This is a genomic window from Okeania sp. (genome assembly GCF_983059655.1).
Window position 1 is genome coordinate 1 of the sequence record NZ_CEZPJD010000016.1, and the last position, 17,231, is coordinate 17,231.

General features: G+C 38.3%; 9 protein-coding genes and 1 pseudogene. 8 read left to right on the forward strand and 2 right to left on the reverse strand.

Going from position 1 to position 17,231, the window contains the following annotated elements:
• The 5 genes and pseudogenes from AC3DU7_RS02225 to AC3DU7_RS02245 form a co-directional block, all read left to right on the forward strand.
• The coding region (locus tag AC3DU7_RS02225) for an aldo/keto reductase (RefSeq protein WP_488037738.1) at positions 1-582 on the forward strand (582 nt) is incomplete at its 5' end.
• 570 nt (positions 583-1,152) lie between these two features.
• Positions 1,153-1,989, forward strand: coding sequence for an SWIM zinc finger family protein (locus AC3DU7_RS02230; RefSeq protein WP_488037739.1), 837 nt, complete (start codon positions 1,153-1,155; stop codon positions 1,987-1,989).
• A gap of 181 nt (positions 1,990-2,170) precedes the next feature.
• On the forward strand, positions 2,171-2,932 hold the full coding sequence (locus tag AC3DU7_RS02235; RefSeq protein ID WP_488037740.1) for a DUF928 domain-containing protein: 762 nt from the start codon (positions 2,171-2,173) through the stop codon (positions 2,930-2,932).
• Between the two features lie 48 nt (positions 2,933-2,980).
• A complete protein-coding gene (locus tag AC3DU7_RS02240; RefSeq protein WP_488037741.1) occupies positions 2,981-5,254 on the forward strand; it encodes a CHASE2 domain-containing protein in 2,274 nt (757 codons plus the stop codon).
• A gap of 248 nt (positions 5,255-5,502) precedes the next feature.
• Positions 5,503-6,563 (forward strand): annotated as a pseudogene (locus AC3DU7_RS02245) (IS630 family transposase).
• A 682-nt stretch (positions 6,564-7,245) separates the two neighbouring features.
• Here AC3DU7_RS02245 and AC3DU7_RS02250 read toward each other — a convergent pair.
• A complete protein-coding gene (locus AC3DU7_RS02250; protein ID WP_488037742.1) occupies positions 7,246-7,398 on the reverse strand; it encodes a hypothetical protein in 153 nt (50 codons plus the stop codon).
• A 1,303-nt stretch (positions 7,399-8,701) separates the two neighbouring features.
• Between AC3DU7_RS02250 and AC3DU7_RS02255 the strand changes: the two genes are divergently transcribed.
• From AC3DU7_RS02255 to AC3DU7_RS02265, 3 genes are all read left to right on the forward strand, one after another.
• A complete protein-coding gene (locus AC3DU7_RS02255) occupies positions 8,702-11,656 on the forward strand; it encodes a two-partner secretion domain-containing protein (protein WP_488037743.1) in 2,955 nt (984 codons plus the stop codon).
• A gap of 898 nt (positions 11,657-12,554) precedes the next feature.
• A complete protein-coding gene (locus AC3DU7_RS02260) occupies positions 12,555-12,851 on the forward strand; it encodes a two-partner secretion domain-containing protein (protein ID WP_488037744.1) in 297 nt (98 codons plus the stop codon).
• The gene (locus tag AC3DU7_RS02265) at positions 12,793-16,482 is read left to right on the forward strand and encodes a two-partner secretion domain-containing protein (RefSeq protein ID WP_488037745.1); all 3,690 of its coding nucleotides are present in this window, start codon (positions 12,793-12,795) and stop codon (positions 16,480-16,482) included. The genes AC3DU7_RS02260 and AC3DU7_RS02265 overlap by 59 nt, the downstream gene beginning before the upstream one ends.
• 104 nt (positions 16,483-16,586) lie before the next feature.
• Here the strand turns inward: AC3DU7_RS02265 and AC3DU7_RS02270 are convergent, their stop codons facing one another.
• Entirely contained in the window at positions 16,587-16,793 is a 207-nt protein-coding gene (locus AC3DU7_RS02270; protein WP_488037746.1) for a hypothetical protein, read from the reverse strand.
• Positions 16,794-17,231: the final 438 nt, after the last annotated feature.

The following is a 17,231-nucleotide window of genomic DNA, read 5'->3' on the forward strand; positions in this document are numbered from 1 at the left end:
GATACTGTAGGCGCAATGGCAGAATTAGTGCAACAGGGTAAGGTACGTTACCTGGGACTATCTGAAGCCGCACCTGCAACTATTCGTCGCGCTCAAGCTGTGCATCCAATTAGTGCTTTGCAAACTGAGTATTCCCTTTGGAGTCGCGAACCTGAAGATGAGATATTACCTACCGTTCGTCAGTTAGGTATTGGCTTTGTGGCTTACAGTCCCTTGGGTCGTGGCTTTTTGTCTGGACAATTTAAAAGTCCCGATGATATTCCAGAAGATGATTACCGTCGCCACTCACCGCGCTTCCAGGGAGAGAACTTTAACAGAAATTTGGCGGTAGTCGAGCAGGTTGAAGAGATAGCTAAAGCGAAAGGAGTAACACCTATTCAACTAGCGATCGCCTGGTTACTCACTCAAGGAAATGATATTGTGCCAATTCCTGGTACTAAGCGTCGCAAATATTTAGAAGAAAATGTAGGTGCTACCGGTCTAAGCTTGACTCCAGAAGAACTCAAACAAATTGAAGCCGTAGCACCCCAGGGAGTAGCCACAGGCGATCGCTACCCTGATATGAGCCGAGTCAATCGTTAGACAATTTTTGAAAATAAAGTTTTTTGTGGGAAGTGCTGTAAGTATTCAACCGAACATGATATAATTAAAAAATTGACCAAAAAATCAGGTCTCAAGTCTCCCTTTGGCTGCGCCGCGAGCTACCGCTCTACAAGGGGATGAAAAAGCGGTTGAGGGATGGCGTTTGCGCTTCGCAAAGCTGCGCTAACAGCGGAGCTGCTCTGCAAGAGCCGGTCCCCTCGCCATATCCAATCAACCAAGACAGCGGTCGCTCTTCGCAGCTTCCCGAAGGGTGAGATGGCGAGGAGACCTGCGCCATATCCAATTGACCAAGAGAAAATCAACTTAAATATTTCAATCCCAATACTTTAGGCAGAGGTACTGATAACTGATAACTGATAACTGAAATGACATACTCAGGACTTACGCAAAAGACTATACTATACACCATTTTTAGGGGCAGGCAGCTGTTAAACCCTACTATATCTGCTGGTTATGCATAAGTCCTGTGTATATTTGATGGTCAGCTTAAATAAGTAGGAAAAATTATTTTTAGATTGACAACTGATAACTGATAACTGAAATGACCCAATGACTAACTACAACAACTCACAAAATGATAAAGAATGGTGGACTCAACAATGGCTAGACTTGTTAAATTCCTATCGATTCAAAAAGCGATTAGAAAGAGCAAGAAACTATGCCAGACAAGGAAACGTTCTCAGTATAGAATTTAAAGACAAAGAAATTATTTCTCAAGTTCAAGGAACAGCTCCGGAACCTTATAAACAATCATTATGGTTAGATACTTTTAGTGATGAAGACTGGAATTATGTCATTGAAACAATGTCACAAAGAGCAATTTTTACTGCCAAATTATTAGCAGGAGAAATGCCTCAAAATATAGAAGAAGTTTTTGCTGCTAATGGTTTAAGACTATTTCCATTTACCTTAGACGATATCCATGCTAAATGTGACTGCCCAGACCCAAAAAGAGTTTGTAAACATATTGCAGCAGTTTATTATATATTAGGCGATCGCTTTAGTGACGATCCATTTTTATTATTTCAATTGCGCGGTCGTAGCAAAGAAAAAATCTTAGAAGTTCTTCGACAAAAACGCGGTCAAAGTCAAGAAGAAAATTCTATAATCCAAGAAAAAAATACAACAGAAAAAACACAAAAATATCCAACTTCAGCAATTCAAGAATCTATAAATTTTGAACATTTTTGGGAATACAAACAACAGCTGGATTCATCCTTAGTAGTAATTACACCACCCCCAAGTAATGAAACAGTTTTAGATGTTTTAGGACCTCTTCCTTTAGATACATCTGCCAATATTATCGAGGATTATTTTAAGAAAATTTATCAAAATATTAGTCAGCAGGCAGTTATTACTGCCTTAAACCAGGGACAAGATAATTAATAATTAATAATTAATAATTAATAATTAATAATAATTGAACCATACTTACTCCCTACTCCCTAAAACCAAGGAATTTTGTATCTCACAAGTATAGGAATTGCTATATATGTTATAATCATATAAAGTAGCTAAAAATACCAATAGCTATATAACTTTAGCTTAACGGTGGTGATTTTTTATTATGTTTATACGAAACTTTTTAGGACTTTCTTTAGTAAGTCTTTTAGTTTCAGCTCCTCCAGTCAATCACCCTCAAACTGCAAAAACTAAGGTGGAATCAAGCCCACAATTACAGGCTGTAACATTTCCACCAACAGCCTCAAGAGGTGCCCCAAAGAGAACTAGAGGAGCTGGGTCTCGTGGCCCTTGTAATCCAATAATTAAACAAGAATTAAGTAAACTAACTGCTGTAGCACCAGAAAATAATATTGCTACAACAGCTAGTCCTAACCCAAATGTTTACCTTTATGTTCCTAAAAGTAGTAAACGAAAGGCAGTATTTGTCTTATATGATTGGACAAATAGAGTTAGAGAACCAATATATAAAATAGGTTTATCTCTGCCTGACTCCGCTGGAATTGTCAAAGTAAGTTTGCCAAAAACAGTAGAATTAGAACCTAATAACACCTATGTTTGGCACTTTGCCATAGTTTGCGATCCAGAGGAGCGTGCTTTAGATTATTACACAGAGGGATGGCTAAGACGTACCACTCTTAAGCCAGAAACAGAAGCTAAATTAAAAGAACTGCAAGAAAAACCACTAGAGCAAGCTAAACTCTATGCTGAATCATCAGTTTGGAGTGAAACAATTACAACTTTAGAAAAATCTCGTGTTGCTTATCCTAATGCCTGGAAAGAATTGTTAAAATCAGTTGGGCTAGAAGATTATGCTGATAGTCAAATCTTTGATTGTTGTCAGGAAATACAACCTGCTCAAAGATAATATAGATTGTTAGATTGCCTAAAAGTTAAACATATTGAGAAACCATTAGTGAAATCTCATTATGATTCTCGTGGATCGAGAGCTAGATCGTTAATTTGGCAGTGGCGTGGGGTGTGGATAACTACTCCCTGCGTAACTATATTAGTGATATTACTACGTCTAACTGGAATATTGCAGCTCTGGGAGTGGGGTACATATGACTTTTATATCAGAAGTAGACCTCTACCTGCGAGGGACAAACGTATCGTAATTGTTGGTATAGATGAAGCGGATATACGCAAAGTAGGTCAGGGAATAATTCCTGATGAAACTCTTGCCGAGCTGCTCAAAAAACTCAAAGCAATGGAACCCAGAGCTATTGGTTTAGATATTTACCGCAATTTACCCGTACCGCCTGGTTATCCAGAATTATTTAGAGTATTTCAAAACACTCCTAATTTAGTTGGTATCCAAAAAGTAGTAGGAGATGATAGAGGAGAAGGAGTAGCACCACCACCTGCTTTAGCAGAAAAAGGACAAGTAGGAGCAAATGATACCCCCGTCGATGCAGATAATAGATCTCGGCGAAACTTATTTTATTTAGATAATAAAGACGGGGAAATTATTTATGGTTTTGGCCTGCATTTAGCATTGCTTTATTTAGAAAAGGAAAATATTAGAGCAGAAATAGTAGAAGGAACCGAACGCTGGCGTCTAGGAGATCGGGTGTTCCCTCCTTTTCAAAAAAATGATGGTGGTTATGTAAGAGCTGATGCTCGTGGATATCAGTTATTAATTAACTATAGAGGGCCAAGTGGTCATTTTGAAAAAGTTTCTCTGACAGATATTCTTGACAATCGAGTCCCTCTAGACTGGGGACGCGATCGCATAATTCTGATTGGAGCAGTAGGAGAAAGCTTCAACGATCTATTCTATACACCCTATAGTAGTAATTTGTTAGCTCCACCGGTACCAATGGCAGGAGTGGAACTGCAAGCAAATTTTATTAGTCAAATTATTAGTACTGCCCTAAATGAACGTTCCTTAATCAAAACTTGGTCTGAACCCCTGGAATGGTTATGGATTTTTATCTGGTCTGGAGTTGGTGTCACAGTTACATGGCAGTGGCAAAATCAAACAACAAAATTCTTGTCACTAACATTATTGAAGCACCTCACCCTAGAAGCTGCGATCATTTTTCTCAGCACTTACGTTATGTTTCTTTGGGGATGGTGGCTTCCTGTAGTGCCTCCTTTATTAGCAATAGTAGTTTCTTCATTTGCCATTACAGGTTATGTTGCCGGCAATGCTAGTCTGATTAGAAAAACTTTTGCTCGTTATCACTCCAATGAAATAGTCAATAATTTATTGGAAAGTAAAGAAGGTTTAAAAATAGGAGGCAAGAGGCAATGTATAACTGTATTAACTTCTGATTTAAGAGGCTTCACTGCCATTTCTGAGCAACTATCCCCAGAAAGTGTTGTAGAAATTATTAATATTTATCTCAAAGATATATTAAAAATAATTACAAAATATGGTGGTAGTATTGACAAACTACTTGGTGATGGAATAATGGTACTCTTCGGCGCTCCCATAGCTAGGAAAGATGACGCACATAGAGCAGTGGCCTGTGCAGTGGCAATGCAGCTAGAAATGAAATCTATTAATCAAAAAATAAAAGTTCTAGGGTTGCCAGCTTTAGAAATGGGTATTGGTATTCATACGGGGGATGCTGTAATCGGAAATATTGGCTCTGAAGAACATACTGAATATACCGCTATTGGTTGGGAAGTTAATTTGGCTTTTCGTATAGAAAGCTATGCTACTGGAAATCAAATTCTGATTTCTAATGCTACTAGGGCAGCGATCGGCACCTCAAAATTAAAGATAGATAGTACGAAGGAAATTAAGCCTAAAGGTATTAGTCATCCAATTAATATTTATGAGGTGGGAGGAATTAGAGGTAAATATAATCTATTTTTGCCGAAAGAGGAGGAAATTCTCTTACCGATAGAACAAAAAATTCCTATATTTTATTTAATTGTAGAAGGTAAACATATTAGTGATACTGTATTTAAGGGAAAGTTAGTTAAGCTTTCTCAGAGAGGAGCAGAGATAGAAATCAACAGATATGCTTCAGAAGATTCACTACCATTAGTTCACAGTAATATTCAACTTAATTTATTAAATCCTAGCAATAAATCGTTTATGAGCGAGCATATTTATGGAAAAGTCTTAAGGGTAGAAGAAGCATCAAAGACTTTTTACATCCGTTTTACTTTCAAGCCTCAATCTGTTGTAGAACAGCTTGATAGTTTATATCAATCTTCTTTACCAAATTGACATCCTCCCTGGTTAAATCGCCCGATTATAATGAGATATACCCAAAACTCGGAGAATACTGGGAGTCCTCAAAGCTCCATTTTAGATAGAATTGTGTCTTTGAGTAAAAGAGTGGAAATCAGGATGTTAAGTGTAGGTTGAGCTATCTTTTAATTTAGTTCCTCATGGCACTGTGTAACGTGTAATATCAAATCCGGTTAATTGCACATAGTATAATAGAGGAGTACTGCTGTAGCTAGTGAGTAAAAATGCCGAGTTCGCTTACCATTCAACCCCATCTAAGCCTTGAAGAACTAGAAATGGGATAACCTATAAGCAACTTCTGCGATCGCTCGTACCCACTACCAAGTCATCTGGTTATTAAGCAGGGGTAAAACTACAGCAGAGGTAGCAGAAGTCACTGGTTTCGGGTTGAATTGGATTTATGAGATAGTCCGTAGCTATAACCGAATTGGCCCCGATAGTTTGGGAGACTTAAGGAGCCATAATCAAGGGGCAAAACCCTTATTGAACGATTTGCAGCAAGCCCAACTGTGGCAAGTCTTACAGTCAGAACCCCCAGATGGAGGGTTGTGGAATGGGCCAAAAGTCGCAGCATGGATCAGTGAATTACTAGGACGCCATGTGTCATCTCAACGTGGGTGGGAGTATCTTAAGGGGTTACGGTTACGCAGAAGAACACCAAGGCCACAACATCCAAAGTCTTCAGAAGCAGAACAACAAGAGTGGAAAAAAAACTGGCCACAGAAACAGTTCGGGTACAGCAGGAGTATCCCGATGCAGACGTTCAAGTATGGGCAATGGATGAACATCGCTTAGGATTAAAACCTGTAGTCAGGAAAATTTGGGTTCCTTTTATGAGAGCAACCAAGTGCTGTTGTCAACTGGCGGTTTAAGTGGTTATGGCTGTATGGTTTTGTCCATCCTCAATCAGGAGATACCAAAAGAGTGGATTCTCCCTGATGTCAGAATTGACCTATTTAATAGAGTATTGGCCGACTTTGCAGAACACTTTGGTATTGGTAAAGACAAGCGAGTAATTTTAGTCTGCGATTTGCTCCGCAACGCTAACGCGATCGCGCGGGATGGCATATTAGTCCTCAAGTTGAAGTTCCAGATGGCATTCATAGTCACGTTTCTGCCAGCTCACTCTCCAGAATTGCAACCCGCAGAACGCTTGTGGCCTCTGACAAATGAAGCAGTTGCAAACCATAGTTTTGAAACATTGGAGCAATTGGAGTTGGTGCTATTTCAGCGCTGCCGAGCCTTGCTGAATCACTGTGACTTACAGCGCTTTTCATTTGAGTAGACCACAAAATTATTTTGGCACTTAGAGTAGGGAGTAGGGAGTAGGGAGTAGGGGATAGAAAAATGCTTTTGGGTTGGCTATACTAACTGTAGTCTATCCATGTGAAAAGCCCTATAATTCGTGGATTAACCCACTTCCACTGGTGGCCTCAAAATTCGTAGTGTGTGCAATTAACCGGATTTGATATAACACCTTTCTTGATTATGAAAGATGTGTGTTGATATCTTACCAGACAGCAGGGCATAATTTATGCATTTCTCAAAGCACTCTGCACACAAAAGTCAGCAAAGTCTTGGATTTCTGCCAACTGAAACAACTGCCATAGTTTACCCTATGAGTGACTAGCACTGACACCGCTAGCCAAGCAGCCTTAAATTGTAGAGCACACTATTGTTAGGAACCGCAAAATTTTACAGAGAAAACAGGCTAGAGAAAAATTTTTTACTCTAGCTGTAGAAGCTAATATCAAAAGCTGGAATTATTAAAAGATAGCTGATTACATCTAGATATAGACGTTCTAGTTAGTAATCGCTACCTTTAAATATGGGAAATTTTTAGGTAGAATGAGATGGAATATCAATTTTTTCTTATGGTATATCTGCAGTCAAGACTTAATGGCTGTGATAGATTGCACTACTACTGCCATTACTCAGTTAGTAAACATAGGGATCATCTTCATCAATTAATAACGACGACTACGACTACGACGACGACCACCAGCTACTGAGTCTAAATCCTTATCAGTGAGCTTTTCTAATGTTGGCTGCTTGTCAGCAGTAGGCTTTTTCAATGTGCTTTCTTGTTTTGAGTTTGGTTTTTGTTGTTTATGTGTCATTTTCTTTCTCCTAAGTAACTTCTCTTCTAATCTAGGTATATACACTGTTGTACATTAGGTTAAACAGTATCTTACTATATATCCTGTTTATATTTTAACTCATAGTTAAACCCTACGTCTATCATCTCCCACTAAGGAATTGTTTGAATCCCTGATATAGTAAGCATTAAAAAAAATTTTACATACTCAATTATATTAGCTAGGTACTTAACAATCTGTAAGAGGATCAACACTGGCCATCCCTATTAATTGCTTGAACTTATTTATTAAGTACAATACTATATGCAATCAATCCGGAACTTATTTATTATTATTTTACCACAATATATATTCATCTTTGAACGCTCTCGCTGGAGAAAATTAGAAAATACAACATTTTACTGATAGAGGTTGCGATCGCTAAATCTAATACAAAATCTCAAAAAGTTTGCCATATATCATCTTTAGTAATAGGGAGGTAGGGAGATGGTCATCAAATATAGCTAAGATTTACGCACAATAGCGTATTCTCGTCCGAAGCAATGGACAGGCTTTGCGGAGCAGTCCAATCCTAATTTGAGGAGGGAAAGCAGAGGGCAAAAGGTATAGGAGTCAGGAGTCAGGAGTAAACCCACTCCTAACCCCTCTGGTGGAGGCCGGGTCTATTTATTGTCACGAGAGAAAAAAGAAATAGGGGAGTGGGGGGAGTAAGGTCAATTCATCGTCACGCGATCAAAAAATTGTATCCTTTGAAATTTTGTACATCTTGCTAGAGTGAGTTAACCAAAAATATACAGTTGTAAGTATTCTAGGCGCGACAATTAATTAGCCCTGGGGGTTAGGGGTGGGTTATCTCCTACTCCAGCAAAAAGACCTTATTCAACAAACCCTAATTAGGAGGTAGTCGGAGAAATTGTCCCTTGATTTTTCTGCCATAATTGTCCCAAAATATAGCTTTATGCAGCTCTTTTCACCAAAAAACTGACACTTTTTTAGACAAAAAAATGCTACAACAAATATCAGTTAATCCTTTGATATTTAATCAGCAAACTCTAATTAAGGTTTAAAACTTCTCCTTAACAAAAGGGAAAAAAGCAATCGTTTTGCTACGCAACATATAAAGCGAAGCTCCCCGTAGGATGGGATGGCAAGGAAACCTTGCCATATTCTAATCGACTAAGATAAGAAAAAATATTCCTTTGAGTCAATCCTCATTCTTTTGAAAAAGAGGTAATTATTAATTTTTGAACCAATTTACTAGAATTTTAGATAGTATAGGTTTTATCTGCAAAATAATAAATCTGAAGTAAATTGGTAATTAGTTGTGAAATCCTATTCCTCTCTCTTCGTAGTATCACTAACTTTTGTCTTGTGGAATTTTTTTAGTAACTGGAAAACTCAAGCAAATGCTCAGATAGTTCCAGATGAAACCCTTGGTAAAGAAAGTTCTGTTGTTAATTCCATCGATCGACTCAAAGACCAAATTGAAGGAGGAGCCATTCGTGGCTCAAATTTATTCCATAGTTTTCAGGAATTTAATATTAGAGAAGGTAGAAGTGTTTATTTTACCAACCCTAACGGCATAGAAAATATCCTGACTAGAATTACAGGCAACAACCCCAGTAGTATTTTGGGCAAATTGGGAGTAGATGGCGGGGCAAATTTATTTTTAGTGAATCCCCAGGGCATTTTCTTTGGGCCTAATGCTAGTTTAGATATTCGAGGTTCATTTATCGCCACAACTGCTAACGAAATTAGGCTGGGAGAAAATGGACGATTCAGTGCTACAGCAACTCATACAAGTAATTTATTATCAGTAGAACCCTCAGCCCTATTTTCAAATCAACTGGGGACTCAAGCTAGAGGAACAGGAACAATTATTAATCAGTCGGATGTGGGCTTAGAATTGCCAGGGGGGGAAACCTTAGCTTTGGTAGGAGGAGATGTAGAAATAGATGGGGGGACAATCACAGTACCACAAGGAAGGGTAGAGTTAGGGAGTATCGGGAATAACTCTGTTGTTAGGTTAAACCCAAGAAACAAAGGTTATGATTTGGATTATTCAGAGGTTAATAATTTTCAAGATGTCAATATAGCTTCTGCTGTTATTAATACTCAAGGAAATGAGGGTGGTGGTGATATTTCAATTCAAGGCAGACGTATTACTGTTACAGGAGAGTCTTTCATTGAAGGAAGCACGAATGGATCGCAGTCAGGAGGAAACATAGAAATTACTGCTTCGGAAGTAGTGGAAGTAGTTAATAGTGAGATTCTGAGCGATGTCAAACAAGGATCTACGGGAGACGGGGGTAACATTGATATTAAAACTCAAAATTTGACTCTCAGAGATGGCTCTTTCATTACAACAGAAACTTTTGGTGAAGGTAATGCTGGAAACTTAACAGTTAGAGCAATGGAGATTGAAGCTACAGGTAATAATGGAGACATAAATAATTTTATAGGTACTGGTGTCCGAGAATCTGACTCAGGAGAAATAGCAACAGGAGAAGGAGGAACTTTAACTATTGAGACTCAACGTCTCAGCTTACGAGATGGATCTCAAATAGATTCATCAACTTCTTCGGAAGGTAAAGCAGGAAGCTTAATAGTACGAGCACAAGAAATTGAGATCATAGGTATTGAAGAAGAGTTTAGTATTCGTAGTGGTTTAGGTGCTACAGTTCAAGAAGAATCAACTGGTGATGGAGGAGACCTCTCCATTGAAACTCAGCGTTTGAGTATACAAGATGGAGCATCAGTAGGTGTTTTAACTCTTGGTGCAGGTGATGCTGGAGAACTTAATATTAAGGCTAACGAAATAGAAGTGATTGGCCGTTCTGAGGATGGTATGTTTCCTAGTACAATATCTGCTACAGTAAGGGATGATGGCGTATTTAGATCCAGTGGTAATGGTGGAGAAATATCCATTGAAACTGATAGTTTAACAATCCGAGATGGGGCTATAGTTGAGGCTCGAACTGAGGCAGATGGAACAGCAGGAAGTATTTCCATTGAAGCCAATAATAACATTACAATCTCTGGATTTAGTTCCATTTCTGGTGATTCTAGTGCTATTACTGCTGGTACAGGGTCAGGTGCAACTGGAGAGGGCGGTAGTATAGAAATTAATACTCCTATCTTGAATATTGATAATGGAGCATTAATTACGGCAAGAAGTAACAGTGATTTTGACGGAGGTAATATTTCTCTAAATATCAATACCTTAAATCTCACAACAGGTGGTCAAGTTGTCACCTCTAGTTTCGGCAGTGGTGATGGAGGTACAATAGAAGTAAATACTACAGAAGGTATTTTTATCTCAGGCATCGACTCCAACTTCAATGAAAGACAAGAATTGGGAATGATGGCTGATAGAGAAATAGAAATTGGCGGTAGTCCAGAAAGCGCGATCACTTCCCGTGCCAGAAATGAAGGTAATGCGGGTTCAATTACACTCAATACACCTCTACTGAGGGTGGAAGACCAGGGTATAGTGACTGTTAGTAGTTCCGGCGAAGGTGTAGCAGGTTCGCTGAATGTTAATGCTCCATCAATTGAATTTAACAATGGTACCCTGGCGGCAGAAACTAGGGCTGGAGACCAAGGTAATATTACAATCAACTCTTCAAATATCAGTTTAGAAAACAATAGTTCAATTACTACCAGTGCTAAGGAAGATGCTACGGGAGGTAATATTACTATTAATTCTACGTTTATTCTCGCTAGAGATGGTAGCCAAATTAATGCTAATGCTGTTGAAGGTCAAGGTGGTAATATTGATATTACAGCTGAGGGCTTATTTTTCGACAACAGCAGCAATTTGACTGCTAGTTCTGCATTGGGAATTGATGGTACAATTAATGTCAACACCCAAATAGACCCGACTCAAGGAGTGGTGATATTATCTCCTGAAGTTGTGGATGCGGAGTCTGTGGTAGCACAAAATCTATGTTTACCAAATCAAGATCGAATAGCAGGCAGTAGTTTTGTTATTACAGGTCGAGGAGGTCTACCACCAAATCCTACTCAACCTTTAACAGTATTGAGAGGAGTTGTAGGTTGGGAAACTGACGCGAAAGAAACAACATCATCAGATATTAAGCAACAAACTGTATCAGTTTACCAGAGAAAACAGAGTAAAAAATTACCAGAAATTCTTCAAGCTCAAGGTTGGGTCATGAATAAATCTGGCAATATTATCCTGACGGCTAATTCCCCCACTGTTAATACAGGCAGTTTACAATTAATTCATCCAAGTTGTTATGTATTAGGAGAATAACATTCTCCCAACGTTGCGCATGGCACGACAATACGTGATTCCTAAACCTGATAGATTAAGACTTTCTGCTGTCTCTTGACAGAGGAACTGCGTTAACATAGCACCTGCCTCCAAGGCCGAATTTATTTTTGGCTTTACGGTTGCTCCACGGACTGACACCACTAGCCGATTAGCTATTGGACACCTTCTGTAATTTGTAGATATGCCAGCGTACATTGCTATACTATCAGTTTTTACAGCAGATTGAAGGTAAATTAGGTACAAATATGAATGGCAAAGTGTTTACATTGCAGGCATCTTGACCGCGATAGGTGTACTTCACTAACATGAAATATGTTGTAAATTTCATTGATAATCAATCTGTCTGAACATGATATAATATCGTGTCCGGTTGAATACTTTTTATTAAAATAGTAGGGGAGCGGGGGAGTGGGGAGTAAGGGAGTAGGAAAAATAGAAAGATTTATTAGACATCTCCAATAATAAAAAATCAAATAAATTATGGTACATAAATTGTCAATTCTTTCCCCCTACTCCCTACTCCCTTTTTTCTGGAGATGTCTATTGTTTAAGCAAGAGGATAAGTTTTTTCATCACTAATTATCCGGACATGATATAACCCCATTTTATATAAATCTGTAATATAAGTAAACAAAATGAATTACACACTTTAGGAACTGAAATCCTTACTGTGTAAGCATCACTTATGTAAATAATTCTGTGTAGATGCTTATTTATGTTTACAGCGCTTTTCATTTGAGCAGACCACAAAATTATTTTTGGCACTTAGAGTAGGTAGTAGGGAGTAGGGGGTAGAAAAATGCTTTTGGGTTGCCCATACTAACTGTAGTCTATCCATGTGAAAAGCGCTATAATATATTAATGTTTAATAATAATTATGAAATTAAAATCTCTAATAATTTTACTCAGTTCAACATCAGGAATATGGCTAATTTTATCTAGTTTATTTTGCCAAAATCCAGGAAATGCTCAAATAATTCCCGATCAAACATTAGGGAAAGAAAAATCAGTTATTAATTCTATAGATAGATTAAAAGAACAGATAGAAGGTGGAGCAATTAGGGGTTCAAATTTATTTCATAGTTTCCAGGAATTTAATGTTGGAGAAAATCGAAGTGTCTACTTCACAAACCCAGCAGGAATTGAAAAATATATTAACAAGAATTACCGGTAATAATGCTAGCAATATATTAGGAAAATTAGGAGTATTAGGAGGTGCAAATCTATTTTTAGTAAATCCTAATGGTATATTATTCGGACCTAATTCTAGTCTAGATATAAGAGGTTCATTTATTGCGACAACAGCCAACGAAATTATACTAGGAGAAAATGGTTTATTTAGTGTTACTAATCCTCAAAATAGTAACTTATTATCAGTAGAACCTTCAGCTCTATTTTTTAACCAAATAGCAAGTAAAACTCAAGGAAATATTGTCAGTCAATCAACCACAGAAGAAATTGGTCTACAAGTACCATCTGGAGAAACTTTAGGATTAATAGGAAGAGAGGTAATGATTGACAGTGGCAAACTGACAACAGAACAAGGAAGAATAGAAATAGGCAGCGTTGGAAATAACAGTTTAGTAAGATTAGAAAACACCAATAATTATACTCTTAATTATTCAGAAGTAGAAAACTTCGAGAATATACAAATCAAGAATGGTGCTGTTGTAGATGTAAGTGGAGAAGGTAGTGGTGATATTCAACTCCAAGGTAGACAAGTGGCCATAACAGCAGGTTCAACTATTGTCGCTAATACTTTAGGTAATGAACCAGGAGGTAGTATTTCATTGATATCTTCCGAATTATTGAAAGTAACAGAAAGCTTTGTGGATGCGGATGTAGGATTTGCTGCAACTGGCAGTGGCGCAACCATTACAGCTAATACTCCACATTTAATACTCACAAGTGGAGGACAGATAAGTACAGCTACATTTGGCACAGGTACAGGCGGAGAGCTGACAGTAAACGCCAATGAAATAGAAATTATGGATATATCAGCAGATGGTCAAATTCTCAGTGGCATATTTACAGATGTATTACCAGGAGCAACAGGTAGAGGCGGAGACATAACAATTAATACTCAAAACCTCAAGCTTTTCAATGGGGGACAACTGGGAGCCAACGTTTTTGGTCCAGGACAAGGAGGAAATTTAACTGTCAATGCCAGTGAAATAGAAGCCTCTGATACTATTGTATTTGAAACTACTTTTCCTCAACAAGAACTCTTGTTAGAATCTCTAAATGGTCAATTTCCCAGTGCAATTTTAGCTCTAGTTATACCGGAAGCTACAGGAAATAGTGGCAAATTAACAGTTAACAGCGATCGCATAGTATTACGCAAGGGGGCGCAAATAGGAACTGGTACATTTGGTGCGGGAGATAGTGGAGAACTGACAGTTAAGGCAAGGGAAATAGAAGTCAGCGGTATTTCTGAAGATGGTTTTCTGCCAAGTAGCTTTTTTACTACAGTTTTATTGGGTGCTACAGGTAAAGGTGGAAATCTTACTATTGATACTCAGTCTCTAACTCTACAAAATGGAGGACAGGTAAGAGCTGGTACGTCTGGTGTGGGGGACAGTGGGGATGTGACTGTGACGGCAAGGGAGATTACTTTACAAGGTAGTTTTACTAATGATTTTTTGCTTTTACCAAGCACTATTCAAGCTGCAGTTGAAGACTTCTCTACTGTAGATCCATCGGGTATTGGTAGTGGTGATGGTGGTGAAATATTGATTAACACAGGTCGCTTGACTATTAAGGATGGAGGCACAGTTAGCGCTCGTACTGAAGGGGAAGGTAAAGGTGGAAATATAGAAATTAATGCTACGGATATTGAGGTAAATAACGGTTTTATTACTGCTGATAGTAATGAGAGTGCAGAAATAATTAAGACTGGAGATGGAGGAAATTTAACAATTAATACTCAAAATCTGATGTTGACAAATGGAGGCTCAATTTTAGCATCTACTTCCAGTGAAGGTAAGGGAGGAAATATAGAAATTAATGCTAGTGAAATAGAAGCAGTGGGTATTTCACCAGATGGTCAGTTTTCTAGTGGTATAAATAGTCAAGTTGCATTGGGTTCTACGGGGGATGGTGGTGATTTAACAATAGATACCCAACGTTTAATATTACGAGATGGAGCAGTAGTTCAAGCTGCTGTTTTCAGCTCTGGTCAAGGAGGAAATATTACAGTAAATGCAGAACAAATAGAGCTATTCGGTAATGCTAGCAGTGAAAATTTATTGCCAGAAATATCACCTCTAGTTCCTCTAGTTCAAGGTATAAACGGCCAAATTCCTAGTAGTTTGTTAACAACTGTTTTATCTGGAGCCACAGGAAATGGTGGAAATGTAGCAATTAATACCCAAAGTCTACAGTTAAAAGATGGAGGGTTAATAGGTACTGGAACATTTGCTCCAGGTAAAAGTGGAAATCTAACAGTAAGAGCAACAGAAATTGACTTGAGTGGTACTATTCCTAGCGGTCAACTTCCTAGCAGCTTGTTTACTTCAGTCTTTGATGGAGCTACAGGAAATGGCGGAAATTTAACTGTTGACACCGAACGCTTGAAGCTCAAGGATGGTGCTCAAGTCAGAGCCGGTACATCTGGTGTAGGTAGTAGTGGAGACTTAACAGTACGAGCAACAGAAATTGAACTCGTTGGCCGTGCTGAAGATGGTGGACTTGCTAGTAGTATTCTTGCTAGTGTAGAAGACTTAAGAAATTTGTCTCTGGGAGTGGGCAGTGGGGATGGAGGCAACGCATTCATCGAAACAGAACGTTTGACAATTCTAGATGGAGCTGAAATCAGTGCTAGCACCTTTGGAGATGGCAAAGCAGGAAATTTAACGGTTAGTGCTACTGAAAATATTACTCTATCTGGAGTAAGTTCAATTTCTGGTGACTCCAGCAGCATTACTGCTCGTACCCTGAATAATGGCAATGCTGGATCTATCAATATTAATACACCGAATTTAAAAGTAGAAGACCGAGCGATCGTTACTGTTAGTAGTTCTGGCAGTGGGGTGGCGGGTTCCCTCAATATTAATGCTCCATCTATTGAACTTAACAATGGTACTCTTAGTGCGGAAACTACAGCTGGAGACCAGGGTAACATTACTATACAAGCTTCAGATATTAACCTAGAAAATAATAGTGCAATTACCACCAATGCTACAGAGTCTGCTACAGGTGGAGACATTGATATTGATGCACAATTTATTATTGGGGTAGATAATAACAAAATTAGCGCTAATGCTATAGAAGGTCAGGGTGGTAATATTTCTATCAACGCAGAAGGGGTATTTTTTGATAATAGTAGCCAAATTACTGCCACCTCAACTTTGGGCATTGATGGTACGGTTGAACTTAATACTCAAGTAGACCCCACTCAAGGAATGGTCAGATTATCTGCAACAGTTATAGATGCTGAGTCATTAGTGGCCAAAAATATATGTGCCCCGACTCCAGGTCAGAAAGAAGGTAGTTCTTTTACAATAACAGGTCGAGGTGGTCTACCACCAGATACAACTCAACCATTGACAGTATTGAGAGGAATAGTTGAATGGGAAACAAAAGTGCCTAGTCATGCAAGTACTTTTATCAAAGATGATCAACAAACTGTTGTAGTCTACCATCGGTCAGAAGTCGAGAGTTTGCCAGAAATTCGTCAAGCTAGGGGTTGGGCAATGACTGAAAGTGGTGACATTATACTCACTACTGTAGCTGCTGTTAATACAGGTGGTTTACAGTTAATTCATCCTAGTTGTTATATATTTTCATCTTTGACAACGGAGTAAGGAAGTAGGGGCGTTGCATAGAGTGCCCATTGGAATTCTTGTTTGAGAAAAATGAGGAACTATCAAGATGAATTACCTTAAAAGTAAAATATTTTTGGCTCTTTTCATCTCAAAATGCTAATATTTTTCACTTGAGTATCAGAAAATTTGGCCGTAACAGATAGTCTAAATTGTTGTCTCTCTTGGTGCGCGTTCCCTCTCTTGCTCAGCATTCCCTTGCGTCTGGCGTCGTCGCGGGGTCGCACCGCTGTTGCCTGTTCCATATCATCACTATCAGACTTTTTCAGTAAACCCTGACTATACAAAAACATGAGAAATTTAATTCTTGAGGTGTATTAATACACTCAATTATTTGTGGTGGCCAAATATAAAAAAGCTTGAATAAATAATCAATAGTGTCGTCACATATTCTACTTTTTCTAAGTCGGCAAATTTCTCATTATTTTCTCCTTTGAAGATTAAGGAAATAGAAAAAAAGAAGTATAACTATGGATAAAATAGCCCAATGATGGGTGAGACATTTCACACCCTGACAAAATTATTTTGGGCATTTTATTTTGAGTCTTATAGCATTGCAAGAATTGGTTAGGATATTTTTCAATCCTAAAACCCTTTTACAGTTTGCTATTCCCTATTCACTCTTCCCTATTCCCTGGCGCTACGCGCCATAACACTAAGCCATGAAAGGACACTATAAAAAAAATTTTATTATTTCGATGACCAAATTTTATTATTTGCTCAGGCAGTAC